The organism is Wolbachia endosymbiont of Menacanthus eurysternus, from assembly GCA_029715105.1.
Classification (GTDB): Bacteria; Pseudomonadota; Alphaproteobacteria; order Rickettsiales; family Anaplasmataceae; genus Wolbachia.
In genome coordinates this window covers 404,713-430,580 of the sequence record CP085695.1, presented here as the reverse complement: position 1 = coordinate 430,580, position 25,868 = coordinate 404,713, and the positions used below count along the sequence as shown (strand labels likewise).

21 protein-coding genes and 1 tRNA gene are annotated in these 25,868 nt (G+C 26.5%); 12 read left to right on the top strand and 10 right to left on the bottom strand.

Features of this window, described 5'->3' with window-relative positions:
- The first annotated feature begins 88 nt into the window (after window positions 1–88).
- The 5 genes from LJI21_01720 (at window position 89) to LJI21_01700 (ending at window position 5,046) form a co-directional block, all read left to right on the top strand.
- Window positions 89–1,054: a D-alanine--D-alanine ligase gene (locus LJI21_01720; protein WFW29495.1), complete on the top strand. Its 966-nt coding sequence runs from the start codon at window positions 89–91 to the stop codon at window positions 1,052–1,054.
- A 100-nt stretch (window positions 1,055–1,154) separates the two neighbouring features.
- Complete coding sequence (locus tag LJI21_01715) at window positions 1,155–1,481, top strand: FtsQ-type POTRA domain-containing protein (protein ID WFW29494.1); 327 nt, start codon at window positions 1,155–1,157, stop codon at window positions 1,479–1,481.
- A 413-nt stretch (window positions 1,482–1,894) separates the two neighbouring features.
- Entirely contained in the window at window positions 1,895–2,767 is an 873-nt protein-coding gene (gene secF, locus LJI21_01710; protein WFW29493.1) for a protein translocase subunit SecF, read from the top strand.
- A 711-nt stretch (window positions 2,768–3,478) separates the two neighbouring features.
- Window positions 3,479–4,171, top strand: coding sequence for an outer membrane protein assembly factor BamD (bamD, locus tag LJI21_01705; GenBank protein WFW29492.1), 693 nt, complete (start codon window positions 3,479–3,481; stop codon window positions 4,169–4,171).
- Between the two features lie 143 nt (window positions 4,172–4,314).
- The gene (locus tag LJI21_01700) at window positions 4,315–5,046 is read left to right on the top strand and encodes a YebC/PmpR family DNA-binding transcriptional regulator (GenBank protein WFW29491.1); all 732 of its coding nucleotides are present in this window, start codon (window positions 4,315–4,317) and stop codon (window positions 5,044–5,046) included.
- A gap of 242 nt (window positions 5,047–5,288) precedes the next feature.
- Here LJI21_01700 and LJI21_01695 read toward each other — a convergent pair whose 3' ends face one another.
- From LJI21_01695 to LJI21_01670, 6 genes are all read right to left on the bottom strand, one after another.
- Window positions 5,289–5,930, bottom strand: a complete 642-nt coding sequence (locus LJI21_01695) for a hypothetical protein (protein ID WFW29490.1) — start codon at window positions 5,928–5,930, stop codon at window positions 5,289–5,291.
- A gap of 121 nt (window positions 5,931–6,051) precedes the next feature.
- Entirely contained in the window at window positions 6,052–6,516 is a 465-nt protein-coding gene (gene dut, locus LJI21_01690) for a dUTP diphosphatase (protein ID WFW29489.1), read from the bottom strand.
- A gap of 121 nt (window positions 6,517–6,637) precedes the next feature.
- Window positions 6,638–6,979, bottom strand: a complete 342-nt coding sequence (locus LJI21_01685) for a hypothetical protein (protein ID WFW29488.1) — start codon at window positions 6,977–6,979, stop codon at window positions 6,638–6,640.
- A 52-nt stretch (window positions 6,980–7,031) separates the two neighbouring features.
- Window positions 7,032–7,652 (bottom strand): hypothetical protein, encoded by a 621-nt coding sequence (locus LJI21_01680; GenBank protein ID WFW29487.1) that lies wholly within the window; start codon window positions 7,650–7,652, stop codon window positions 7,032–7,034.
- 253 nt (window positions 7,653–7,905) lie between these two features.
- The gene (locus tag LJI21_01675) at window positions 7,906–8,715 is read right to left on the bottom strand and encodes a metal ABC transporter permease (GenBank protein WFW29486.1); all 810 of its coding nucleotides are present in this window, start codon (window positions 8,713–8,715) and stop codon (window positions 7,906–7,908) included.
- Window positions 8,716–8,931: 216 nt separating this feature from the next.
- Complete coding sequence (locus tag LJI21_01670) at window positions 8,932–9,801, bottom strand: 4-(cytidine 5'-diphospho)-2-C-methyl-D-erythritol kinase (GenBank protein ID WFW29485.1); 870 nt, start codon at window positions 9,799–9,801, stop codon at window positions 8,932–8,934.
- A gap of 82 nt (window positions 9,802–9,883) precedes the next feature.
- On the opposite strand from LJI21_01670, the gene LJI21_01665 reads away from it, so the two are divergent.
- The gene (locus LJI21_01665) at window positions 9,884–13,165 is read left to right on the top strand and encodes a UvrD-helicase domain-containing protein (protein WFW29960.1); all 3,282 of its coding nucleotides are present in this window, start codon (window positions 9,884–9,886) and stop codon (window positions 13,163–13,165) included.
- Window positions 13,166–13,461: 296 nt separating this feature from the next.
- On the opposite strand, the gene LJI21_01660 is transcribed toward LJI21_01665, so the two are convergent.
- Window positions 13,462–15,279, bottom strand: coding sequence for a hypothetical protein (locus tag LJI21_01660; GenBank protein WFW29484.1), 1,818 nt, complete (start codon window positions 15,277–15,279; stop codon window positions 13,462–13,464).
- Window positions 15,280–15,712: 433 nt separating this feature from the next.
- On the opposite strand from LJI21_01660, the gene LJI21_01655 reads away from it, so the two are divergent.
- The 3 genes from LJI21_01655 to lepA all read left to right on the top strand — a co-directional run bounded on the left by LJI21_01655 (window position 15,713) and on the right by lepA (window position 19,430).
- A tRNA-Met gene (locus tag LJI21_01655) sits at window positions 15,713–15,786 on the top strand.
- Between the two features lie 434 nt (window positions 15,787–16,220).
- On the top strand, window positions 16,221–17,588 hold the full coding sequence (locus LJI21_01650; GenBank protein ID WFW29483.1) for a malonyl-CoA decarboxylase: 1,368 nt from the start codon (window positions 16,221–16,223) through the stop codon (window positions 17,586–17,588).
- Between the two features lie 42 nt (window positions 17,589–17,630).
- Entirely contained in the window at window positions 17,631–19,430 is a 1,800-nt protein-coding gene (gene lepA, locus LJI21_01645) for a translation elongation factor 4 (protein WFW29482.1), read from the top strand.
- A 29-nt stretch (window positions 19,431–19,459) separates the two neighbouring features.
- Here the strand turns inward: lepA and LJI21_01640 are convergent, their stop codons facing one another.
- The 3 genes from LJI21_01640 to LJI21_01630 form a co-directional block, all read right to left on the bottom strand.
- Window positions 19,460–20,209, bottom strand: a complete 750-nt coding sequence (locus LJI21_01640; GenBank protein ID WFW29481.1) for an SDR family oxidoreductase — start codon at window positions 20,207–20,209, stop codon at window positions 19,460–19,462.
- Window positions 20,202–21,041, bottom strand: a complete 840-nt coding sequence (locus tag LJI21_01635; GenBank protein ID WFW29480.1) for a YihY/virulence factor BrkB family protein — start codon at window positions 21,039–21,041, stop codon at window positions 20,202–20,204. Before LJI21_01635 ends, LJI21_01640 begins: the two co-directional genes overlap by 8 nt.
- Before the next feature lie 671 nt (window positions 21,042–21,712).
- The gene (locus tag LJI21_01630) at window positions 21,713–22,624 is read right to left on the bottom strand and encodes an FKBP-type peptidyl-prolyl cis-trans isomerase (GenBank protein ID WFW29479.1); all 912 of its coding nucleotides are present in this window, start codon (window positions 22,622–22,624) and stop codon (window positions 21,713–21,715) included.
- Window positions 22,625–23,147: 523 nt separating this feature from the next.
- On the opposite strand from LJI21_01630, the gene acpP reads away from it, so the two are divergent.
- From acpP to LJI21_01615, 3 genes are all read left to right on the top strand, one after another.
- Entirely contained in the window at window positions 23,148–23,417 is a 270-nt protein-coding gene (gene acpP, locus LJI21_01625; protein ID WFW29478.1) for an acyl carrier protein, read from the top strand.
- The gene (gene fabF / locus LJI21_01620; GenBank protein ID WFW29959.1) at window positions 23,413–24,681 is read left to right on the top strand and encodes a beta-ketoacyl-ACP synthase II; all 1,269 of its coding nucleotides are present in this window, start codon (window positions 23,413–23,415) and stop codon (window positions 24,679–24,681) included. Before acpP ends, fabF begins: the two co-directional genes overlap by 5 nt.
- 212 nt (window positions 24,682–24,893) lie before the next feature.
- The gene (locus LJI21_01615; GenBank protein ID WFW29477.1) at window positions 24,894–25,847 is read left to right on the top strand and encodes an AEC family transporter; all 954 of its coding nucleotides are present in this window, start codon (window positions 24,894–24,896) and stop codon (window positions 25,845–25,847) included.
- Window positions 25,848–25,868 lie beyond the last annotated feature (21 nt).

The following is a 25,868-nucleotide window of genomic DNA, read 5'->3' as shown; positions in this document are numbered from 1 at the left end:
TATTAGTTATAAAATTTTAGAATAATTTCTTTCTCTATTTATATAATTTATTAAAATACAAAGGGTATAATACTTTTATTAAAGTGATATGTTTCCAACTGTAGTAGTTTTGAGTGGTGGACTTTCCCGTGAGAGAGAAATATCAATCATGAGTGGAGAAGCAGTAAAAAAAGCACTTTATAGACTTTCATATAATGTGATAAAAATAGATGTTGATAACAACGTTGTTGAGAAGCTTAAAAAAGTTAATCCAGATCTTATTTTTATTGCTTTACATGGACCCTATGGTGAGGACGGATGTATTCAAGGTTTATTGGAGATTTTAGGTATGAGATATACGCACTCAGGAGTTATGGCCTCAGCTATTGCTATGAATAAAGTGATGTCCAAACATATATTTCAATATCTCGATATTGATACTCCGAAATGGTACGTAACCAATAAGGAAGATATATTAAAAAATACAATTAATATTGGATATCCTTATATTTTAAAACCTATTAATGAAGGTTCAAGCATCGGGATACATGCAATTTTTTCTTATGAAGATTACTTAAAATTTAAAAAGGTGTTTGGTGCTATTTCAACACATAATCATGGAGAGAAGTATATTCCAATTTCTCAAACAATAAAAAGTTATTTAGAAGATTTAATGATTGTAGAGGAATATATACCTGGTATAGAATTACAGACAGCTGTGTTGCTAAATGAAGCAATTGGCACTATAGAAATAAAATCAAAAAATAAGTTTTATAATTATGAGGCTAAATATACAAGTGAACTTGCAGAGTATGTATTTCCAACTAGTATTCCTGATACTATATATAATGCAACTTTAGAGTGTGCATTTAAAGTTCACAAATTTTTGGGATGTAAAACTGTTTCTCGTTCAGATTTTCGTTATAATTGCAATAATAACTCTTTAAAAATGCTTGAAATTAATACGCATCCTGGTTTGACTGAATTATCAGTATTTCCAAGAATTGCGAAGTTAATAAAGGGAATTAACTTTGACGAGTTAATTAAAACTATTGTTGATGATGGTTTGCAATAAGTGTAAAGGCTTAAGAGCTCCTAAGGATGCAAGAAATGAATATTATTTTGTTAGAAGTCGAAAAAGTTTTTTGTGTAAATGTACTTTAATCATTATAATGATGTTCATTATTATATTGATAACATTCCATAATTCGTTCAATAAAATTGATTATTGTGTTACTCGGTGTAGGATATATATATCAGATTTATTGCTTGATAGTGGATTTTCAATTGATAAAATAGTCATAACTGGCAATAAATTTACAAATGAAAATGATATTTTGAGTCTAATAGATAGAACGCAACCTATTGTATATATATCTCTTTCAAAACTTGTTAATAGTATATATTCCATGAACGGGTGGATAAAAGATGTAAAAATCTATAGAATTTTACCAAACACTTTGTATATTAATATAGATGAATATAAAATATTTATTCTTTGATATAAAATTTTTAAGAGAAATTGTGCTATTGTTTTTGATATATAATTCGTATTAAACAGTTTTTCTCTAGGGAGAGAAGACCTACCCATTATTATAATGGGAGAAGATAAGTTTTTTATTAAAGGATATTAAAAATTAGTTTATGAGGTGGGGCTAATACGTTTTTATATAAGTTATGTGCAAAAGTTTTTTTATAGAAGGACTTTTAACTAAAATTTAAGTGATTTTATTTTGATTTTACGATTAATGTAAATGTTATTTACTGAAGCTTTTATTTAACGTAATATGAGATTATTTCCGATTTTTAGTTAAAATATAGTTTTACGTGTTGGTGAAATTTTTCATGGATTTTCATATTTTCCTAATAAATTTTTAAAATGGGTAACTTTAGGGAGTAATATAGATTGTTGCCTATGAATACTACTAATATAGTAATTTTAGATAATCTGAATATTAAATTTAGCAAATATAAGAAGTGGATTGCGTTTATTAGTACTATTCTAGTAATGTTTTCTATATTATTTATTGCTATATGGAAAGTAAATTTAGGTATAGATTTTACTGGTGGGATTTTGGTAGAAATAAAGTTTTTAGATAAAGAGAATTATATTATTCCTGAATTCAGAGTGAATGGGTTAATACAAGATTTTAAAAAAATAGGTGATAATTTAATTATACGCTTCAAAGAAAATGGAGATAAGGACGAAATTAAAAAGATAAAAAAGATATTAGAAGAAAAATTAGGTACTTCAATAAATTATCGAAAAATGGACTATATTGGTCCACAAATAGGACCAACTCAAGTATTCGAGGGAATAATATCTATATTGATTGCCGTTATTGGAATATTTTTTTATATTTGGCTAAGATTTAATTGGCGATGCGGATTTGGCGGAATAGTAGCATTATTTCATGATATAGTTTTAACTGTTGGTTTTATTAGTTTAACTGGAATTGAATTTAATATTTCGTCGGTTATGGCTCTTTTTACTATAATTGGATATTCAATTAATAATTCAATAGTTATATATGATAGAATTCGAGAATTTCAAAGAAATGGTAAGAATAGATGTATGAATGAAGTAATAGATATAAGCATTAATGCTACATTATTTCGTACTGTTTTAACTTCTGGTACTACCTTGCTTGCTACTCTTCCTTTAGTATTGATTTGTACTGGTACGGTTAAAAATTTTAGTTTAATCATTTTTTTTGGTATAGCAATTGGTACTTGTTCTGCAATATTTATTTCTGCCCCTATATTAACTTTTAGAATTTTAAAATAATTGAGTTTCTAGCATAGAAAATTTCTATGGAGAAGAATTTCTGATAATCAATAAATATTATACGTTATTAATAATTAATGTTTCTGTGGACGTGTTTAATAAAATTAGGGAAGAGTTTAATTTCTACTTTCTTATTTTAGAGTTCATAAATTTTAAAAATTTTAAATAAGTTTTATAGACTGTTTAATTTTACTTGATATCAAATGTATGTTGAGGAGAGAGAGGGTTAGGTGTATAAACATATTTCTATTTTTTGTTAAAATAGAAAATAGGTCTCAAAACAGACATATCCTTACTCTTCTTGTAAAGAATATATTTTAAAATAAATTAAATTATAATTTAAATTATATATTATGTTATTTTTAGTTATATTTTATATATATTAAAGGTTTCTAAATTAGAATGTTTTTAACATCGAGGTATTTAAAAATATATTTCTATTATCTCTTTTTATTTTAAATAATTTTTCTGATTTTGTTTAAAGTGAATTTAAAAATAATTAAAATTAATTGAGTAAATATATCGTCATGTTATGAAAGAATGTTTTTGTTTGGCAATTTTAATACGTTTATTTTAAATAATGATGAAGTTAGTTTTTCCTAATATTAAATTATATAAGAGATAATATGACTATTATAAAGATGCCTATTAAATGAAAGAGATATTATATTTTGAGCTTAGAGGGATTTTTAATTTAAACAAGAGGATTTCATGTATAAAGCTTTAATTGTATATTTTGTTTTTATAATTTGCAATTTTATGCAATTATATGCGAGTACTAGCATTAGTTTTGAAAAAAGTGAAATTGAGTTGTATGAAAAAGCTATTAAGATTTTTAATCAAAAAAAATACAAACAATCCATTATAATGTTTCAAAAAGTTGAGGATTTATATCCTTTTTCTTATTGGGCAATAAAAGCAAAATTATTATCTGGTATTTCTAATTATAATATAGGTAATTATGATAGCGTTATAAGTGATATGGATGATTACATAGAACTCTGTTCAGACAGTAATGAAGAAGATTTATCGTATGCATATTATTTAAGAATAATGTCTTATTATATGCAAATTGATAAATTACAGTTTGGACAACAAAAAGCATATAGGACTTTAGAATTAGCTGGTGAATATATTGATCTTTTTCCGCAGAGCGAATATATAAACGAAATAAAAGAAAGAGCAAGAATAGTTACAGAACATGTACTAGCAAAAGAATATTTTATTGGTAAATTTTATTTGAAAGGTGGTAAATATTTAGCAGCAATTAAGCGTTTTCAAAATGTAATAAACAATAAAAATTCTAAATATTTTTCTAAATCTATTAGGTATTTGATAAAAGCCTATTTAGCTCTTGGTCTTGATTTTGAAGCTCAGCAGTATGAAACTCTATATTCTAAATAGTAGGAAATTTTAACTTTTAATATGAAGTTTGTTGGTGAAGTGGTATTTCATGATGCATTAAAAAATAGTAAGGGGTTTTCTAAGAATTCGTTATATTAATAATATTTAGTTTAAAAAATTTACATGAATTGATAAATATATGTATGGCTGGTCATTCACAATTTTCAAATATAAAGTATCGAAAAGACGCTCAAGATATAAAGCGTTCTCAAAAATTTACAAAATTTATTAGAGAAATAACAGTTGCTGTAAAGCAAGGTAAGTCTGCTTATCCTGAATTTAACCCACGTCTTCGTTCTGCTATATTTACTGCACGTAAATGGAATTTACCAAAAAGTAAAATAGAGACAGCAATAAAAAACGTGTTTGCTAATATTGGAGAAGAAGATTACGAAGAAGTACAATATGAAGGTAGGGGACCTTCTAATACTGCATTTATTATTCATGCTATAACAAATAATCGAAATAGAACTGCTTCTGAGATGCGTTATATATTCTTTCGAAACGGTGGAGATTTTGGAGAAATGGGGAGTGTTAATTATCTTTTTAATCATGTAGGAATGATTGCTTATAAAACAAAGGTTGTAAATCTTGAAGATTTGTTCAATTATGGAATTGAATTAGAAATATTAGATATTGAATGCAAAGAAGGATTGTATATTATAATTTGTGATGTAAAAGATTTTGGTAAAGTGCGTGATGCTTTTTATATAAGATTTGGTAATCCAGAATTTGCCCGTCTTTCATGGAGGGCTAAAGAATTGATTAAAATCAGTGATAGAAAATTGATTGATAAATTATCTTTGTTAATTACGAATCTTGAAGAGAATATTGATATTCAATACTATGAAAGTAACTTCGTTCTTGATATTTAAAACACAGCTTATATTTTTTTTGATTTCATTTTTTTAACAAACTTATGTGGTATTTGCGCCTCTTAAATAGCTAGTTTGGGAACATTTCTCACAAATTTCATCTTAAAATGACACCAATTTCTTTCTTATATTATTTTCTAGATACTTCCATTTTTGTTTAAAGCGATTAAAAAGTCATGATAAACTTTTTAAAAGAGGGTGGACTAACTTAGCTCCACCTCTCTTTTTCATTTAGAAGTTATTTAGAGGAGGCCTAATACTTTTCTTTGCTCTTGTTGAACAGGCGCAATAGAAGAAAGTCCGTCCAAACAAGTGTTGATTTTTTCAGTACTCTTCTCGCTTGAATTTAATTCTTCTAATGATTTCTTCTCTTTTAGAAAAGATTCATTTTTACTATTTTTTATTTCTGATTGGAGTACTTTGAAAAGCAAAGTGTTACCTTCTTCATTAAATTTATTATCGATAGTAATACGATAATCTTTATTATTCAAGTTAAGATGATCTATGCAATACTGATTTTCTATAAATTCATTGTAGTTATTTTTGTTATTTTCTTTTATGTCCTCAAATACATCTCTTGTTAAGAGTAACATTGTTTGACCATCATAATTAATAAGTTTAGGAGTTTTTAACTCAGACACTTCGTTATTCTTACTAATAGCGTATAGTGCTAAACCAGTTAGTATAACAACAGAAGTAGCCAACATGAACATTCCAAGCGATGTAGCTGTGAAAGCCACAAGTGGGGCTAGGATTGGATACGAAGAAGCCCAATGCGGTGACGAGAACGCTACCGCTGCAATTACAGCATAAGTGGCGGTAAGTGTAGCAAGTGCAGTGTTCATTTTGTGGAATTGACCACGATGATCCTTGAAAATTGGCATAACCACCTCTCTGAATAAATTGTTAATATAGCTAAACTATAGGTAAATTTTTTTTTAGTCAAGGATTTTTTAATTTAAAATAACTCACTTTTATAAATGAACTTTCTGTGCTTGCTGTTTATTATCTTCCGCTTGACCCAAAACCTTTTATATCTCGATTAGTTTCAGTTTTCTCTATGTAGGCTTTATCGTCCCAAATTATTTGGAATACAGGGTTGATAATAATTTGTGCAATTCTATCCCCTCTTTTTATTTCATATGATTGATCGCCTAAATTAATCAAGCAAATTTTTATTTCACCTCTATAATCGGAATCTATAGTACCAGGAGAATTTAATACGGTTATTCCATATTTGATAGATAGTCCAGAACGCGGGCGAATTTGTCCCTCAAAACCATTTGGTATTGCAATTATGATACCAGTTGGGATGATTAATCTTTCAAGAGGATTTAAAATAGCAAAATTATTTAAAGCTGCATAAAGATCCATACCAGCGCTTTCTGTAGTTGCATAATACGGAAGGGGTAAATCATTTCCATGTGGCAATTTTTTTATTTTTACTTTTATATTATTTTTTTTACACATCAACTAATACTAATATAGTTTTATATAAATAAATTATACTTATTAAGTAGATATAAACAACATTTTTGATTGGGATATGATTTTATAGTTTAGTGAAGATATACGACATGTATTCGGAATATTAAATATCTATTATTTGTAATAATAATATATGCTGAAAAATTAACTTATGATCTAAATTATTTTTTTTACAGAAAATTTCTAACTTTATTAAAGTTCTCAGAATTTTCTTAAGCTTTGAAAGCTGAAAAGTTTTTAAGTGAAGTTTAAAATTTTGTAGTTGCTTAAAAAGTAATGGAGTGTCTAATTGGCTGATTGCGATATGTTCGCTTATTCCACTTTGTATTAGCAGTAAGATTTTTTCAAGACATAAAAAATAATTTGACATAACTCGAATTAATGCTATTGGAGAAAAATTTTCTTGTGATATTAATATGTCGGAAATTTTTATAAAATTTACCATATCCTTATTTATTAAAGCAGAACAAAGGTTATCAGTTGTAACATAATTATCGCTAGGGGATATGTGGAAAACACAGTTCTATGTCAGAAGATTTAAGGTTTTTCCTTTTCCCTAGGTACAAAACCAATTTTTTAAGTTCTGAATACATGGATAATTTACTATGATTGAAATAAGATTGTAAATGATAAATTATTTCATTTGTACATTTTATTTTATTTTGCTCTAAATAATTAGATAAAATATGATAAAGATCATCATTACTGCTATCTTTATAGCAAGCTATTGTACCAAAACTTTTTAAATTTTCTATATAGCTTCTAATTGTAGACTTATATGGTAAATTGTTTGCTATCATTATCAAGTAATTATTATCATTCATAATATGATTTAATAAGTATTTAAATTCTTTAGATATACTTCCGCTTACGTTTATTAGTTTAATTAATTTTTTATTATAAAACATTGAAATGTTTTCTAATTCAGAGAATAATAAGTCTGGTGATTTATTTATTGTTACGAAATCTACTATTTGAATTGAATATTCATATAAAACAGATGTTATCTTTTGTATAAAGAAATCAATTTTACTATTATCATTTCCATAAATTAATACACCTTTCAATAAATTGGGTCTTTCTAGGAATTTTTGAATTTTAGATTGTGTAATTCTCATATATTTTACTTTGTATAAATAAATAAATATACCAATATATTATATGAATTGTATTTGATAATTTAGTAAAATTGTTATTAGGCATCCAATTTCATTATTTTATATATATATTTCCATATATCTTATCTAGGACAAGGGGATCTCCCCCCTATAGAGATTTTATTTATTATTTGTTATGAAATTTTTATTTTTTGGTTTATATCAACACATTAATTTAATTTCTAAGATAGGGATAAAGAGTTTTATTAGGAATTTAAATTGATAATTTATTTAATATCAGTTTAGTAAAAAAAGTTATAATTAAATATATTGCTGCTATGAGTATGATTGCAGGACCTGCTAATAAATCTAAACTTGCAGATAATATAAGACCTGATATTCCGGAAATTACAGAAAAAATTGTGGAAATTATAATCATTTGTGTTGGAGTTTTTGAAATAAGTCTTGCAGATGCAGAAGGTATTAATAAAAATGCAGCAATGAGTAATATTCCTATTAATTGGGAGGAAATTGCTATAAATATAGCAAGAGTAATTAAAAATTCTAACCTAACTAAATTCACGTTAATTTTTTCAACTATTGCTAAATCTTGGTTAATTGAGATTATTAACCAATGGCGCCACCTAAATATTAATATTAAAATAACTACCGCTGAAATTAAAAAAATTAATATTATATCATTATATTTTAGAGTTAATACATCACCAAATAATGAGTTAATAATATTGTTTCCTGACGGAAGAAAAGACATTAATATTAAACTTAATGATAAAATTACATTAGTAATAATATTTAATATTACATCGATGGAATATAATTTATTATAGTTAAGAGAAAGCAACATTGCGAAAATAATTGCTATAAATATTATAGTAATTGAGGGAGTAGTTTTAAAAATTAAAGCGAGTGCGATGCCCAATAAAGAAGAATGAGATAAACTATCACCAAGATATGATAATTTTTGCCATATCATGAACGAACCAAGTGCACCAGTTACAAGACCAATTATTACTATTGTAATCAGACTGTTGACAAAAAAGTACTGTGAAAAGATCTCAAGCATGCTATTTTATACTTATTATTTTATTATTTTAAAATAAAAGCGGCAAAATTCTTTTCGTATATAATTGTACATTGGTTTCTAGAAGTAGAATTTTATCAATAAAAGATTGAATATTCCATTAAAATCATGGAAAGCTTTTTTCTTTTTATAAGAATTTTGTTTTAATTAAATTCCATAAAATTTTTACTAATAACTGGAGGAATCTGTGTTTAATAATTAAATTATTAATTGGGTATTATGTACCCACCATTCTGGTTGTATTCCTTTAATATTTCTTGCAGCAATTTCTGCACTTTTCTCACTATTAAATATTCCAAAGCATGCTACACCGCTTCCTGACATACGAGATAATATAGAACCTTGTAATTTTAGTGCTGATATTATATTTTCGATTTCTGGTACTAGGTTCATCGCTATTTCTTGGAGATCGTTTTTTGCCTCTTTGAGAAAATTTAATAAATCTTTTTTATTATAATCGTTATTCCATTCAATTGGTTTTGAGAAATCTTTATTATATTTAGAAAATACTTCTGGTGTGCTCAAAAATTTTTTCTTGGGTTTAATAAGTACTATGTTGGTTGGTAAAGATAATTTCTGTACGGAACATAATTCTTCACCGATACCTTTTACTAAAACTGGTTTATTATCTATACTTGCAGGGACATCAACTCCAACATTTAAAGCTATTTCATTTAAAATTGATCTATCAATCTTCCATAATTTTCCTAATGTACGTATTACGGCTCCAGCATCAGAAGAACCGCTACCTAAACCAGCAGCTATTGGTATGTTTTTTATAACTTTTACAATGACTTTAGTTCGTGCAGGAGCATGTCTAAGTAATAGATTGATTGCTTTTATGACGGTGTTATATTTATTGCTTATTTTAAGTTCAGAATTCACAAATTCAACTATAGATGATTTATCATATCTGAAATCTTTTTCACCTACTTTTATTTCTAAGTAATTAGAAAGATTAGCAAAAACGAATAAACCTTCAATCAGATGATAACCTATTTTTTCTTTTCCTATAATATGCAAAAAAAGATTAATTTTTGCGGGAGCCCTTACACAAAAACTTTTCATATGTAAAATCTTCACTAATATTACTTTATGAAGTATATTTTGTAATGTTACTTTAGTCAACTTTTATAGAGTTTTACTTTTGATAAGATTAAAAGCAATTAATCCTAGTTTTTCTGTATGGGTAAGTGCATCCGCCGGTACCGGTAAAACAAAGATTCTAATAGATAGAGTATTAAAGTTATTACTAGAAAATAAAAAGAATATTCTTTGTTTAACATTTACCGATGCTGCGGCAAAAGAAATAGAAGATCGTATCTATAATACACTTAAAAAGTGGATGACATGTTCAGAAAATATATTGATAACTGATTTAAGGGAATTGGACTTTTCCTTGGGGTCGTCACCCAATATATCTTCTTCTGATACTCATGGTTTATCATTTCAATCTAGAAAAAATGAAATTAAAGCAAGAAAACTTTTTTTTAATTTAGAAAGTCTTGGTCTAACTGTTCAGACTATACATTCTTTTTGTCATAAATTAATTTCTAAATTTCCTATAGAGGCGGGCATTTCTCCAAATTACTCACTTAGCGAGTGTAAGGAATTACATTCCATTGTATTTGATAAAATGCTTCATAATAAAATCATACAAGATGATATTAATTTTATTGCAGCTAGAATTGATGAAAATAGACTACGTGATTTGCTTTATATTTTATATACGAAAAGATTGTTTTTAACAGATGACTTAGAATATATTAAAAATAGGCTGAATGTTTCAAATAAAATTTCTAATTTGGAAAATGAAATAGTTATTTATGTAAAAAAATTAGCTGAGATTTTAAGTAAAGGTGGTAAAAGGGATCAAGATTATAGTGCAATGCTTACTAATTTGTGTAATCTACTTAACATTCAAGTATGTGAAAGTGAAAGTCAAAATGATTCTGATGTTAGTTATTTGGATGAAATTGATGTTAATACGAAGAATATAATGGAATTTTTTTTAAAATCAAGATTAAATGAAAAAAAAAATATATCATCTATTATAACAAAAGGAACCTTAAAAAGATTTAAAGATTCAGTACGAATTATAGAAAATATCCAAAATAAGGCGCTCTCTTATATAAGAAACATAAATTCTTATCAGATATTTAGAAGAACTAGTAGTTTGCTAAAAATATTTAAAATATATATTAATTTATATAATGATGAAAAATCAAAGAAAGCATTGCTTGATTACGATGATATAATTCGTTTAGCAAAAAATCTTATAAATAACTCGGAATATAAAAATTGGATATCTGAATCAGATCAAGAAATAAATCATATCCTTATTGATGAGGCACAAGATAATAGTATTGATCAATGGGAAATAATAACGAGTCTTTGCGATAAATTTTTTACTGATAATAAGGATAAGAGAACTCTATTTGTTGTTGGTGATATAAAGCAATCTATTTATAGATTTCAAGGAGCAAACCCACATTTATTTAATCGAATGCAACGATATTTATATACAAAAATCGGTAGTAGAGATTGGATATTATGTCAGCTTGAAAAATCGTTTCGCTCTGCTCCACACATTTTGGCATTTGTAGACAAATTATTTAATAATTTTCGTAAAGAGATAACTTTTACTAACAACGAAATAAAGCATATTCCACATAGAAAAAATGATCAAGGATATCTTGAAATTTGGCCGCCAATACCAAGGTACAAAGAAAAAAAGCTACAAGCTTTACAAATTCATTTAGTAAAGGAAGAAAACTATATAACAACAGCAGAGCAATTGTTATCTCAAGCAATAGCACGTAAAATTTTTAATTGGTTGAGCGAAGGGCGAATTTTATCTTCTAAAAACCGCCATATAGAACCAAGAGACATCATGATTTTAGTAAGACAAAGAAATATGTTGGTCAATTGTATAGTAAATGAATTTAAAAAAGCTAATATATCGATTATAGGACAGAACTATCATAGGATTATGGACTATATAGTAGTACAGGATCTAGTGGCTTTAGCTGAATTTTTACTTTTACCAACAAACGATTTTGCCCTTGCAAATGTTTTAAAATCTCCACTGTTTAATTTTACTGATGATGACTTATTTAATATTGCATATAATCGTGAAAAACATTCTTTGTGGGAAAGACTTGAAAAGTATAACAATGCTGTTTTTAATGAACTAAATGATCTTATTAATTTATCTCATATAAATTCTTTCGTCTCACTATTTGCACAAGTGCTGCATACTGGTAAAAAAAAATTTGCTACAAGGTTAGGTCTTGAATGTTTTGAAATTTTAGATGAATTTATGAATCTTGTACTTCAATTTGAAAATTTATCTCTTCAAGCATTTATTCAGTGGATTAAAGAAAATAATCCTGAAATTAAAATAGACATGCAATCAAGAGGTGACAATGCTATACGGATAATGACAGTTCATAAATCGAAAGGCTTACAAGCTCCTATAGTATTTTTGGTTGATACAAATACAGTTCCAAAAAATACTGGTGGTAGTATTATTTTTGATACAATGATGGCACCATTTTGGTATGAAAAGAATGATAATGCTTATTGCAAAAAGATAAAGAAAGATGCAAAATTAGAGGATTATAATGAATATTTGCGCTTATTGTATGTAGCATTAACTCGAGCAGAAGATGAATTATATATTTTAAGTAAAGATCCAGTGCAAAAAGGTTCTTGGTATGACTTAATCATTAAGTATGGAGAACCATATAAAAAAAAGAAAGTGGATTTATATCCAATATTTAAAAAAGAAATTGAAGTGCTATGTACAAATATGAATTATTTATATGTTTATAAAAAACGTGATTGTTCTCTTAGTGATTCGATAATTTTATCTTCTCAAAATTCGGAATTCAATACTCCTCTCAATCAGTGTTTAGTATTTGGATCTAATGAGAAGAGAAACATAGATTTTAATGCTACAGAAGAAAGAATAACGAGTAATAGTAATTATTATGAGAGGGGACGGATAATTCATGATATATTGCGTTACATGCCTAAAATAGAAAGGAATAGAAGAAAAAGTTGGATAAAAGGATATCTTGATGATTTAAATACTAAAGAAGATAAAAGAGAAATTTATAATAAAATATCGGCTTTTAGTGAGAGATATGATTATCTCTTTAGCTTAAAAGGTAGGTCAGAAATTATATTAAGTGGAGTAATTAATGGAAAATCGATATTAGTACAGTTAGATAGATTATGTATAACGAAAAATAAGGTAATTATAATTGATTATAAATCACATCGTAGTGTTTCTACTTCAGTATTAAATGAAATAAAAAAGCAAATGTTGATTTATAAAGCTTTGGTAAAAAAAATCTATCCAGATAAGAAAGTGGAATGTATAGTTATTTGGATAGAAAATCTAACACTGCAATTTATTTTTTAGTATAAATTATTAAAAATTTATTAAATGAGGAGTAATACAATACGACTGTGGTTGTGGACCTATTTACACAAAATAAATAATCAAAGTCAAATCTTTTAATCCTATTAATTAAATTATTAAAATTTTTAATTTTAACACTGTAATATTTAGTGTTATTTTGCAGTTAAAGCATAAGAATTTAGAGGTTGTCAAAATTTTGTTTTAATTTTATTGAATCAAAAAGTGCCTTTGTAATAAAAGTAAATATTAAATTTTATTTCTATTGTCATATTAGATTTTATAACGATCAGTTAAGCTTATTTTACGTATGCTGCTGTTGTTTCGAATGCAGATTGAATATTCTGATCTATAAAATCAACCCATGTAGCAGAAAAGTTACCTTGTTTTTTAGTATTACAGATTGTTTGAGAACCGTCTTTCCAGTGAATTATTATTTCATTATTAAAATTTCGTAATGTCATCTTAACTTTATTACTTTTTTCTTTATCGTTTTTTTCTTTAAGTTTGACAGATTCCAATATATAATATAAGAACTCGCTTGGTTTGCCATTAATTTTTTCTTTTCGTTCATTCAATTTTTCCAATTCAGATTTTTTTTTCTCTAATTTTTCTCTTTTCTGCTTTAGTTCATTTTGTTTGGTTTCCAGTTCTAGTTTTTTAACTGTATTGTTCAGTTCTTTTACTCTATCTTCCAATTTTAATAAATTATCAGTATAATCCAATTTTTTAATTCCTAAATCAATATAATTTAATTGGGTTTGTTTATCTTTTAATATTAATTGATCGTTTACAATTTTTAATTGTTTTTGCCATTTTTTTTTCCTTTCTTCTGTATCTTCCGTACAAATTTCAAATTTATTTAATACATTAGAATATCTGTTACCATTATAGGGTGTAGTTGACTTAAATTTTCCTATAATCCAATTTGGTTCAAATTGTTCAATTTTACTTTGAATAGTTTCAATAGTGCCTTCTAGTTTAGAGAAGGTGTTTTTAATGTCAAGTGAATTTACTTTTTTTGTTAATTCTTTGGTATTACCTAATATTTCTAAAATTTCTGTATGTAATAAATCTAAATCCTTTCTGACATCTCCTTTAATTTCTTTAAAATTACTAAAAGTTTTTTGAATTTTTTCACATATAGGTTCTAAAAACTTTTCATCAATAGATGATTTAGCATCAATTAAAAAATTATTAAATAAAATATTTATTTTTCCTATAAGTTCGGTGAGTTGATTATCAAATAATTTTATCAATTTAGATAGTGGATTATTTTCTTCATTGTTTTCAAATTTATTTTCCATTACTGAAATAATGCCTCCCCCCTCTCTAAGAGGGAATAAAATATCTATATTATTAAATTTTTTAACTGTATTAAATACATTGTCTATTTCATTGCCTTTTAATTTATTTAGTGTTAAACATATTTCAATTATAATTATCAAAGCTACTTCTACAACAAAACTCCATTGTTTCAAACTTTGAGAATTGACGAGGCCAAACTTTGTCAATGCGATAATTATAGTTAAACCATTTGTTATGTAAGGTATAGCAAATAAAATAATTTTATTTCTATTTTCTTGTCTTTTATTTTCTAATATTTCTCCTTGTTTTCCAGAGATTGGAAAAATTATAGAAAATTTTTTTCTCTTTCTTTCTTCCATAAAATGGATATCTGGAACAATTTCTATTGTTGATGCATTTTCAGCGATTTCATTTATTTTATCACTTTTTCCACCTCTAATTTTTATATCTATTAAATTTCTACCATTTTTTAACGTTTCATATTTTATTTTTTGTCTATATGCTTGCTTTATGACAAGAGAAGTTAATAAGATAGTTCCAAGAATAACAGAAGTAAAAGCATAAACTTGCATTTTTTTTGAATGTGATATATTAGTAATGAAATTTACGTTGTTGCTAGTTGCTATAATTGTAGCAATACATGTTAAGGAAAATTGAAGCCACGTATTTATAGCTACTATAGGTAGGGTGTTATTTACAGAGTATTTTTTTATTGCATTCCATATTTTGGTTGGATAGCCTGTAACAGCTACATCATGATTTATTTTAAAATTAAAAAAATTCTCTTTATTTGTAGTACCTGAGTTCATGAACTTTATTTTTGATTGGTTTTAATTGTATTTATTAAATTTCACAAGGGCAAGTTCTTTAATAGAACTTTAATTATTTAATAATGATAAAATATTTAATTTTAGGATATTGTTGAATTTTATGATAAAAATTATCAACTACTATGTGAGGTGAAATTAATTGAGTTTATTACTATGTGATGCTAAAGTTTATTTATTTAATATGAGACTTGGTAAAATAGAAGGAAAGATGGCTATAGACATTATATCTATTTGTGTATATTGTTTTTAGTTATAGTTTTTGTAGTGTTATTTATGTTTTGATTATTCAAGTATTGTATAAAAATTTACATTTTGTATATTTCAAAGAAAATTAAAAAGTACAGTAATAATTGTAAAATTAAAATTTTATTCTTTTGTTTTTGTGAGTTTCGTGTATAATCGGAAGCAATAGCGCGGGGTGGAGCAGTTCGGTAGCTCGTCAGGCTCATAACCTGAAGGTCATAGGTTCAAATCCTGTCCCCGCAACTTATTTTATCTGCAAAAGTTTACAAAAGACAGGTTTGGAGTTATCACGTGGCGACTTTATGTTGTTGATAGTGTAGGGCTTGTGGGTCTGATGTTTTGATGTTTAGTCATTTTGTTTTGTTCCGGTGCAACAAGTAATGCAATTTTATTTTAATTTTAAATTAATTTATAAAAGTAGAGTTTAAAAAATATAAGATTTTGCTCTTCCAACTTAGCAAGGATGATAATGTTTGTTGCTGTGTATTTTAAATATAAAAATTAGAAAATCTAGAGTTATGGAGAAAAATTTTTTTAAGATTATTTTTTATTTTCTACAAGAAAATTGATTGCATTGATAAATAATATGGTAATTAAATTAAGATTTTATTTTAGATTATACTGTGTAATAATATCAAGATCTCTAATTAAAAGAGTTGCTGATTAAAATTGATATAGTGCAAATTAAAAATAAGAAAACAGTAAAAGATTTTTTAAGAATATTTGGTGAAGTTACAGATGTGATAAAATCGTGGATTGGTAATATCAACCCCGATTTAAGTAATAATCGTGATATTGATAGTTTAATTTTAAAAATGAACGAATGTTTAAACCCAAAAGGTGGGGAAATTTTAGCACGTAAAAATACTGTATCTCTTGGTAATTTATATTTAAATTTATCCGAAAAAGGAAAAATAAAATTTTTACAGATTTTAGCAAAAAAATTTAATTTAAATAAAGCAAGAGTAAATGAAAAAATAAATGAATATAAAAAAAATCAAAATTCTGAATCAAATTATAAATTTGAACAAGACCTAATAAAAGCTCTTGAGTCACCACGTTTTAAAATATTGAAACAATTTATTTCTCTGCCGGAAGGCCTTAAATTTATTGTTGATATGCGATCTGATGTACTTAGGTTAAAAAATCAATATAAAGAATTTAATCGATTGGCAAACGAATTAAAGAATATACTTCTTTCTTGGGTTGATGTTGATTTACTTGATCTTCGACAGATTACTTGGGATTCACCAGCATCGTTATTAGAAAAACTCATAAAATATGAAGCTGTACATAAAATTTCTTCTTGGGGTGATTTGAAAAATAGACTTGATTCTGATCGTTTATGTTTTGCTTTTTTTCATTACAAAATATTAAATGAACCTTTAATTTTTGTAGAAGTTGCGTTAATGAATAGAATTGCAAGTAATATTCAACATCTATTAGATGAATCGATACCCTCGGGTGATCCTAGTAGTGCTAGTACTGCTATATTTTATTCGATATCTAATACCAAGGTAGGATTATCCGGAATTAGTTTAGGTAGCTTTTTAATCAAAAGAGTTGTAGAAAAATTATCGCAAGATTTTAAAAGTATAAAAATATATGCAACTCTTTCTCCAATACCGGGCTTCATAAGCTGGTTAAAAAAAAGTTTAATTCAAGAAAATATTAATTTATTAAACAAATTGAATATAAAACAATCTAGTGTAGAAATACTAGAAAGTATAGAACAATTAAGAGTTAATAGTGAATATAAAAAACAGTGTTTATTAAAGCTTTGTGCATATTATCTATTGAAAGTTAAAAATAGTAGTGGTGGTGCTTATGATACAGTAGCACATTTTCATCTAAGTAACGGTGCATCAATAAAACAATTGAACTGGATGGCAGATATTTCCGAAAAAGGTATTAGTCAGTCAGCGGGGATAATGGTAAATTATGTGTATGAATTGTCTAAAATAGATAATAATCATGAAGGTTATATGGTTGATAAAATAGTTTTTCATTCTAAACAGATGCTTTCTCTGCTGAGAACAAAATAGATGTGATTTTGTCTATGAGTATAATAATTGGTTAAAATTATAATGAATAATATAAGAAATTTTGCAATAATAGCACATATAGATCATGGAAAATCAACGCTTGCTGATCGTCTAATGGAAGAGTGTGGCGCACTTGAATCAAGAGAAATGGTTAATCAAGTGTTAGATTCAATGGAAATAGAGCGTGAGCGCGGGATTACGATTAAAGCACAAACAGTAAGGCTTAGCTATATTGCGAATGATGGAAATCAATATTTTTTAAATCTTATAGACACTCCAGGTCATGCTGATTTTTTATACGAAGTTAATAGGAGTCTTATTGCATGTGAGGGTTCACTTTTAGTAGTGGATAGCAGTAAGGGAGTTGAAGCTCAAACTATTGCAAATTTATACGAAGCTATTGGTAATAACCATGAGATAATAATTGTACTTAATAAAATTGATCTTCCTACAGCAGATCCCCAAAAAGTAAAGTTTCAGATTGAAGAAATGGTTGGTATTGATGTTGATGTAAGCGAATCAGTTTTAATATCAGCAAAAACTGGATTTGGAGTAAGGGATGTACTTGAAGCAATAGTAACAAAATTTCCGGCACCAAAAGGTGATATAAATGCTCCATTACAAGCAGTTTTGATTGATAGTTGGTATGATTCTTATTTAGGAGTAGTAATTTTAGTACGAGTTAAAAATGGAGTACTGAAAAGGGGAATGAAAATTATTATGATGTCAAATAATACTACATATCAAGTAAACAATATTGGTATTTTTACTCCTAAAAAAGTGATGAAATGTAAACTTTCAATAGGTGAAGTTGGCTTTATAACCGTTTCAACGAAAGTAATAGTAAATTGTAAAATAGGTGACACTATAACTGAGGAAAAGAGACCTTGTAGGCAACAATCATTTAGATTTAAGGAAATACACCATGTAGTGTTCTGTAGTATTTTTCCCAGTAAAACAGATGATTTTAAATTTTTAAAAGAAGCACTTAGAAAATTACATTTAAATGACTCAAGTTTTATTTTTGAAACTGAGGTGTCAAATTCGTTTGGTTATGGATTTCGTTGTGGTTTTTTAGGGATGCTTCATCTTGAAGTTATCCAGGAAAGGCTTAAAAAGGAATTTGGTTTAAATTTAATAACAATTGCACCAAGTGTTATGTACAAAGTTACTATGCAAGGCGGTAATATTTTAAATATTAATAATCCAAACGATATGCCAAACTTTACAAAAGTTAACATGGTAGCAGAACCATGGATTATTGCAACTATAATAACACCTAGTCAATATTTAGGAGAAATTTTATTTTTATGTAAAGAAAGAAGAGGAGAACAAATAGACTTATCCTATTTAAGTAGCATGACTAAAGTACTAATAAAATATGAATTACCACTGTCTGAAGTTATTTTCAATTTTTACGATAGATTGAAGTCAATTTCTAAGGGATATGCGAGTCTAAATTGGAAGATTTCAAATTACAAAGAAAGTCAGATAAGTAAGTTAAGTATTTTAATTAATGGAGAATATGTTAGTCCATTAACATGTATTGTTCACAAAAGTAAAGCAGAAAAAAGAGGACGTGAAATGTGTAAACGTTTAAAGGATTTGATACCTCGCCAACAATATAAAATTGCGATTCAAGCAGTAGTAAATAATAAAATTATTGCTAGGGAAACAATTAATCCCTATAGAAAGGATGTAACTGCAAAACTATATGGGGGGGATGTAACGCGAAAAATGAAACTTCTAGAAAAACAAAAAAGGGGCAAAAAAAAATTGTATTCTATTGGAAACATTAACATTTCACATAATATTTTTATTCAAGTTTTGAAGATTAATTGATTAATAATTTTTAATTTAGGTAATAAAAACTATTTAAAGGATTTATTTAATGGTAAAATCTGCCCAGATATATTGCAATTTTCGGAAGCTAGTTCTACAAATTTATCTGTTAATCTATCTGGTAGTACCAGTTTAGGTGCATCTCTTCCAGGAAAGGCTTGTTTATACATTTCGCTATCAATAGGCCCCTCTGGATATACAGCGTTTACACATAATTTTGTATGTTTTGTTTCAGATGCATATATCTTTACCATAATTTCTAATGCAGCTTTACTTGCAGCATAAGGTACCCAATATGGATAAGAAGAAGGAGAAAATGTTACTTCTGAAGTTATAAATATTACCCTTCCAGAATTAGATTTTTTTAACATTTGATCTAAATTTTTTATCAAATACCAATTTGCAATGAAATTTGTATTCATTACATTTTGCAGCTCTTCAAGCTCACAATCATGAATAGGATTTAATTTACCTAAAATTCCAGTACATGCAATTAATATATCAAGTGTTCCAGAATCTGATAACTTTAAGCTTTCTATAATATTTGTTAACATTTTTACATTTTTAAAGTCTAAAAGATTAAGTTGAACTAGTTTGACAGAATTTTGTTTAAACTTTTCAAATTTTAAAATTTCATTGTAAAGTGGTTTAAGATGATCAATAGATCTTGAAATTAATATGACATAAGCACCTTCTTTTATAAATCTCTTTGCAACAGCAGATCCAATTCTGCCTGAAGCTCCTGTAATTAATGCTATCCTACCCTTTAATTTACACATCTTTCTGACGAAATTTGTTCAAATATTTTAGCTGAAAATTAAACTTTGCTCCATATATAAAAGCTAAACTCATTATATAGAAAAATAGTAATGACACTACTATACTACCTAAACTTCCATATATTAAGTTTTTTTGACCAAAAGAAGTTTTTAAATATTGTTTAAAAACTGAGGCAGAAATCGTCCATAGAATAACAGTAATACAAGATCCAGGAAGAACATCTAATATATTTTGTTTTATATTAGGTAGTGTAAAATACAACCAAAAAACTTCTACAAAGAGTATAAATTCGATTAGAAGATGTTTAGCGTAATTCAATCTCCGATATGAAAAATCAGTCAGTAATTGTATTAATGTAGAAAATTCTATAGCTAGAGTCATGATAAGCGTAATTATTAAAAATTGTAATATACTTAATATTCTTCTCAAGATATAATGAGATGAAACTGAAACTTTGTAAACTTTATTTAAAATTGTTCTCATCCCCTCAATAGTTGATGAAGCTGTCCAAATTGCCCCCATAATTGCTAAAGTTAATAAGCTTCGTGGTGGATTAGATGTTATCTCTTTAATGCTTGGCATTAATGATGCTAAAATATCTTGTGGTATATAATCAATTATGAATGCAAAGTTGATGATGCTATATCGGTCCAAAAAATTTGCAAGTGTTGATGCTAAAGCTATTAAAACAATAAGAGATGGAAATATTGATAATATTATTAAAAATGACAGATATCCAGCATATTCTATTCCATCATTGTAAATTGTATCAATAAGAGCGCAGTAAAGACAATAAAGAACACTATAAAATTTATGTAGTAATTTATTCATATTAGTAATATAAATTAAATCAGAGATTTCATTTTAAATGAAATTATTTTATTTTAAACGAGGCTTTTTAGTGGAGTTTAAATTATCATATTCTATTATTAATATAATTTTGTTAAATTTACTTCAATTTGTTGTTTTAAATTTATGTTTTTATTCATATTTTAATTTTTATTTCGGATTTGTTATTATTTAAGTTCGTTTGTAGTAATCACTACAAGTATTTTTTATAAAACTTCTATATATTAAGTTAATTTTATTTATTAAATATAAAAAATTGTTTTATTTACCATACTAAAAGAGTTAAAGAAAGGATTTATTAGTTAACTTTATAAAAAGTTTGTTTTAAATTTAGTTATTTCAATTCTATTCTGAATAAATAGTAATAGGAAGAAGTATAATAAATTATAGTTTCCTTATTGGAAATATTCTAAATTAGAATCGAAAATAAACAAAATAGAACAATCAAAGTATTTTTAATAAAAATTATGATATAATCTTTAGGTGATAATTAGATTATAAATCTAAGTCAAAAAGTGTGGTTTTATCTTATAAAACTTATGTGGATTTCAATTTTTGGTATTACAAATATTATTGTTGTTATATTTAATATATAATTGATACTCTTATTTATTTAGATAAGGAGATAATGTATTTATATGTACATTATTTTATCAAGTTTTTAAACTTAAGCTGAGTTTAATTATAAAAGCGTCTTTTTTATCGGTGTCTATACTTGGAATTAACATTTCATTATTAACATTCAAAAGTTCTGGTGGAGAAATGATAGTTCTACTATCGCCGATTCTCATTCCAATTACTCCAAGCTCTATAGCAAGTGGCATCATTTTACTACCAACTTTAAGTTGTATTGTCTGATTTTTGATTACATATCTACCATTATGATCTATTATACTATACTTAATTGATATTTCATCGCCACATTTTACTTGTTTCCCAATTTTATTAACTAAATCGTCGAAGATAATCATATTATTTACTGAATCTGGGTATTTATCTTTTATTTCGATTAATTTAATATAATAAGAGTTATAAGTTATTTTATTATTATTAGTAATTTTTACAATAATTATGCGTTCTCCTCCTTCTTTCATACCAATTATTCCTAAGCTTAGTTCCTTCAAATCATCTTGACCTATTTTTAAAGTAATATTAGAAGTAACTTGATTTTGACTTAAGAATGATGTTAATAAATTACCGGATATTTTGTATATTTGTAGTGAAACTATTTGACCGCACATAGATTTTATACCACTACCTTCCGTAATTTCATAAAAGTTTATTGAATTTTCTTCTTTTTCTTGATGTATTGTTTTTTTTAAGTATTCTTTTAATCCATATTTTTCAATACAGTAATCAAATATTGATTCAAATATCGGTTTCATTAAGTGATATGTTATTGTTTGCATTAAGTTATTATTAGTGGTACTTCTTAATTCATAAAACTTATCTTTCTTTTCTGGTCTGCTTTTATTTATTTGAATAATTATGAATATAAAAGTAGAAGTTAGAATGATAATTATCATTATAGAAATAAATATTTGTAGAAAAATTTTTCTAATCATTAAATTAGTGAATTTGTTCTATTTTAATAAATTTTTAATTTTGCTAAAAATCTTTTATTTATTTTACAGTTTTCTTTTTATTATAAAAGCTTTGTGCACGTGTTATATAACGTTTAAATGATAAAATTGTCTTAAGGAGGATAATATCTAGAAAATAAAATGAGCATTAAATAATATTAGAGAACTGTAAATGATAATAATAAATTAAAAGTTTTATTTGGTTTTAAAATATATAAAATAATTCACTAAGACCAACGGTAAGATAATATTTTATTACAGGAATGAAACTTGTTTTTTATAAAATGCTCTAGCTAAATTATATTAATTTCCCAGATAAGTTCTTTTAATTTTAAATTATTTAATTTACTAATTTAGAGTATATTGTATAATGTTTTTTCAGAGCTTTCTAATTGCAAAAGAAAATTTCTTACAAAGGTGTTTTCTATATAATTAGAAAGGTATTGCAAATATATAAATATTATATATAAGATCAGATAAGTTAATTTATTTTAATTTTATTTAAATGAGTAGTGAATTAATAAAAAACACCAGAAAGAACATAGAAGAGAAAGTAAGAAAGATTGTATTAGGACATATTAGTAAAGATATAGAAAAACTTAGTAACTCTTCAAAACTTTCGGATCATGGCGCAGATAGTCTAGATGCCGTTGAAATAATTATGCTAGCAGAAGAAGAATTTGGTATAGAAATACCTGATGAGGATGCGCAGAAAATGGAAACTGTAGAGCAAATAGTTGAGTATATCTATAACAAAAAAAAAGTTAGTGATTAATAATAGAAGAGTTGTAGTTACTGGTATTGGTTTAATTACTCCGTTAGCAGCAGATGTAAAAAATACTTGGATTAGGCTAATAGATGGTAAGTCTGGTATAAGGAAAATAAATAGATTTGATGTATCAGATCTTGCAAGTAAAGTTGCAGGACAGGTTCCATTGCGGGGTAATGATATTAAACATTATTTTAATCCACTGGATTATTTTTCTGAAAAAGATTTAAAAAGAGCAGATCTTTTTATCCATTATGGTGTTGCGGCTGCTGTTCAAGCAGTGAATGATTCATTCATTTTAGAAAATAAAAACATTAATCGTGAACGGGTTGGTGTAATTATTGGTTCCGGTATAGGTGGCCTTTCTTTAATTCAAGAAAACGTGATTATTATGCAAAAGAAAGGCCCTAAACGTGTTAGTCCGTTTTTTGTTCCAGCAAGCTTAATAAATCTAATATCTGGTCATGTCTCTATTAAATATAAGTTTACAGGCCCAAATGATTCAAGCGCAACAGCTTGTGCAACAGGTGCACATGCAATTATAAATTCAGTAAAAACTATAAAACTTAATGAAGCAGATATAATGATTGCAGGTGGTGCGGAAAGTGCACTTTGTAGGGTTGGAATTGCAGGTTTTACGTCTATGAAAGCATTATCAATTAAATTTAATGATAATCCTGAAGAAGCTTCAAGGCCATGGGACGAAGAACGTGATGGATTTGTTATGGGCGAAGGAGCTGGCGTATTAGTATTGGAAGAATATAAACATGCAAAAAAAAGAGGAGCAAAAATATATGCAGAACTTGTTGGATATGGATTGACTGGGGATGCTTATCATATTACTGCTCCACATAAGAGTGGAAAGGGTGCGTTAAAATCAATACAACTTGCTTTGCAAAGTGCACAAATTAATCCAAATCAAATTGGATATATCAATGCTCATGGAACTTCAACATTACTTGGAGATAAAATTGAAGTAATAGCAATAAAACAATTATTCGGTGATTATGCTTATAAAATACCAATTTCTTCAACAAAATCCTCTATAGGACATTTACTTGGTGCTGCAGGTAGCGTTGAGGCAATATTTAGTATTCTTGCGTTAAATGAAGGAATTATTCCTCCAACTTTAAATTTATATAATCCTTCAGAGGGATGTGACTTAAATTTTGTGCCTTTTAAGGCTCAAGAACATAAGATTAAATGTGTACTTTCTAATTCGTTTGGTTTCGGCGGTACTAATGCGTCACTTATCTTTAAAAAGATGTAAAGCTTGAATTCCTTTGTTTATGTTCTATGACATCAATTCTTAAATAAGAAAATTTTTGCAAAAAAAATGTTTAAGAGGTGCCCCATTTTAGGGGAGAGGTTTCATTAAAATATGGGTTAAGATAAACTAAAAAATTGTGTTTACTTTTACAGTGTCTTGAGATCTAATGTCAATTTATCAGTTGAAGGTATAAAATTTGCAGTTAATCTAATATGTTCTTTATTCTTTTTTTTAAAGTATTGCCAATTTATGTTACAATACTTATTGGTTACTTATCTGGAAAATTCCTTAAAATTGATAGGGATACTATATCTCAAATATTATTTTATATAGCTAATCCAATAGTGATTTTATATGGAATATCTAATACAAATGTTACCATAAAAGTAGTTTCTTTACCAATTTTAATATGGTTTATAGGTAGCACTATTTCTTTATTGGTATATTATCTTTCTTCTTTTTTATTTAAAGACAATACAAAAAATATATTAGCATTTAGTTCAGGAAGTACAAGTATGGGTTATTTTGGTCTACCGATTGCTATGACTCTATTTAACGAAAGCTCGGTATCTGTTTATGTTATATGTTATATAGGAATGGTATTGTTTGAAAATAGTTTGGGATTCTATATAGCTGCAAATGGTATATATACAGCAAGAGAATGTATGTTAAGACTTTTCAAGCTTCCTTCTTCTTATGCAATGATTATAGGCTTCTCTTTAAGAATATGTAATATACAAATACCAATATTTTTGATGGATACTATGGTAAACGTTAGAAGTACTTTTATTACATTAGGAATGATGCTACTTGGAATTAGTATTGCGCAGATTACAAATTTTAAAATAGATTGGAAACTTGCCTTAGCTACTATTATAGCAAAGTATATATTTTGGCCAATATTTGTTTTGGGAATTGTTTTAATAGATAAATATATTACAAACATATATGATGAGAGTATATATAAGGCGCTGATATTATTAGCTATCATTCCAGTTTCTGGATCCAGTGTAATACTTGCTAATATTTTAAATTATCAACCAGATAGAGCTACTTTATTGCTTTTTATAAGTACTGCTGTAGGTTTATTTTATGTTCCACTAGTAATAACACTGTTTTTTCCAAACTTCTTTCCATTTAATTCAGTAAATATTTATGCCTACTAATTATTTCTAATGAAGGCATTT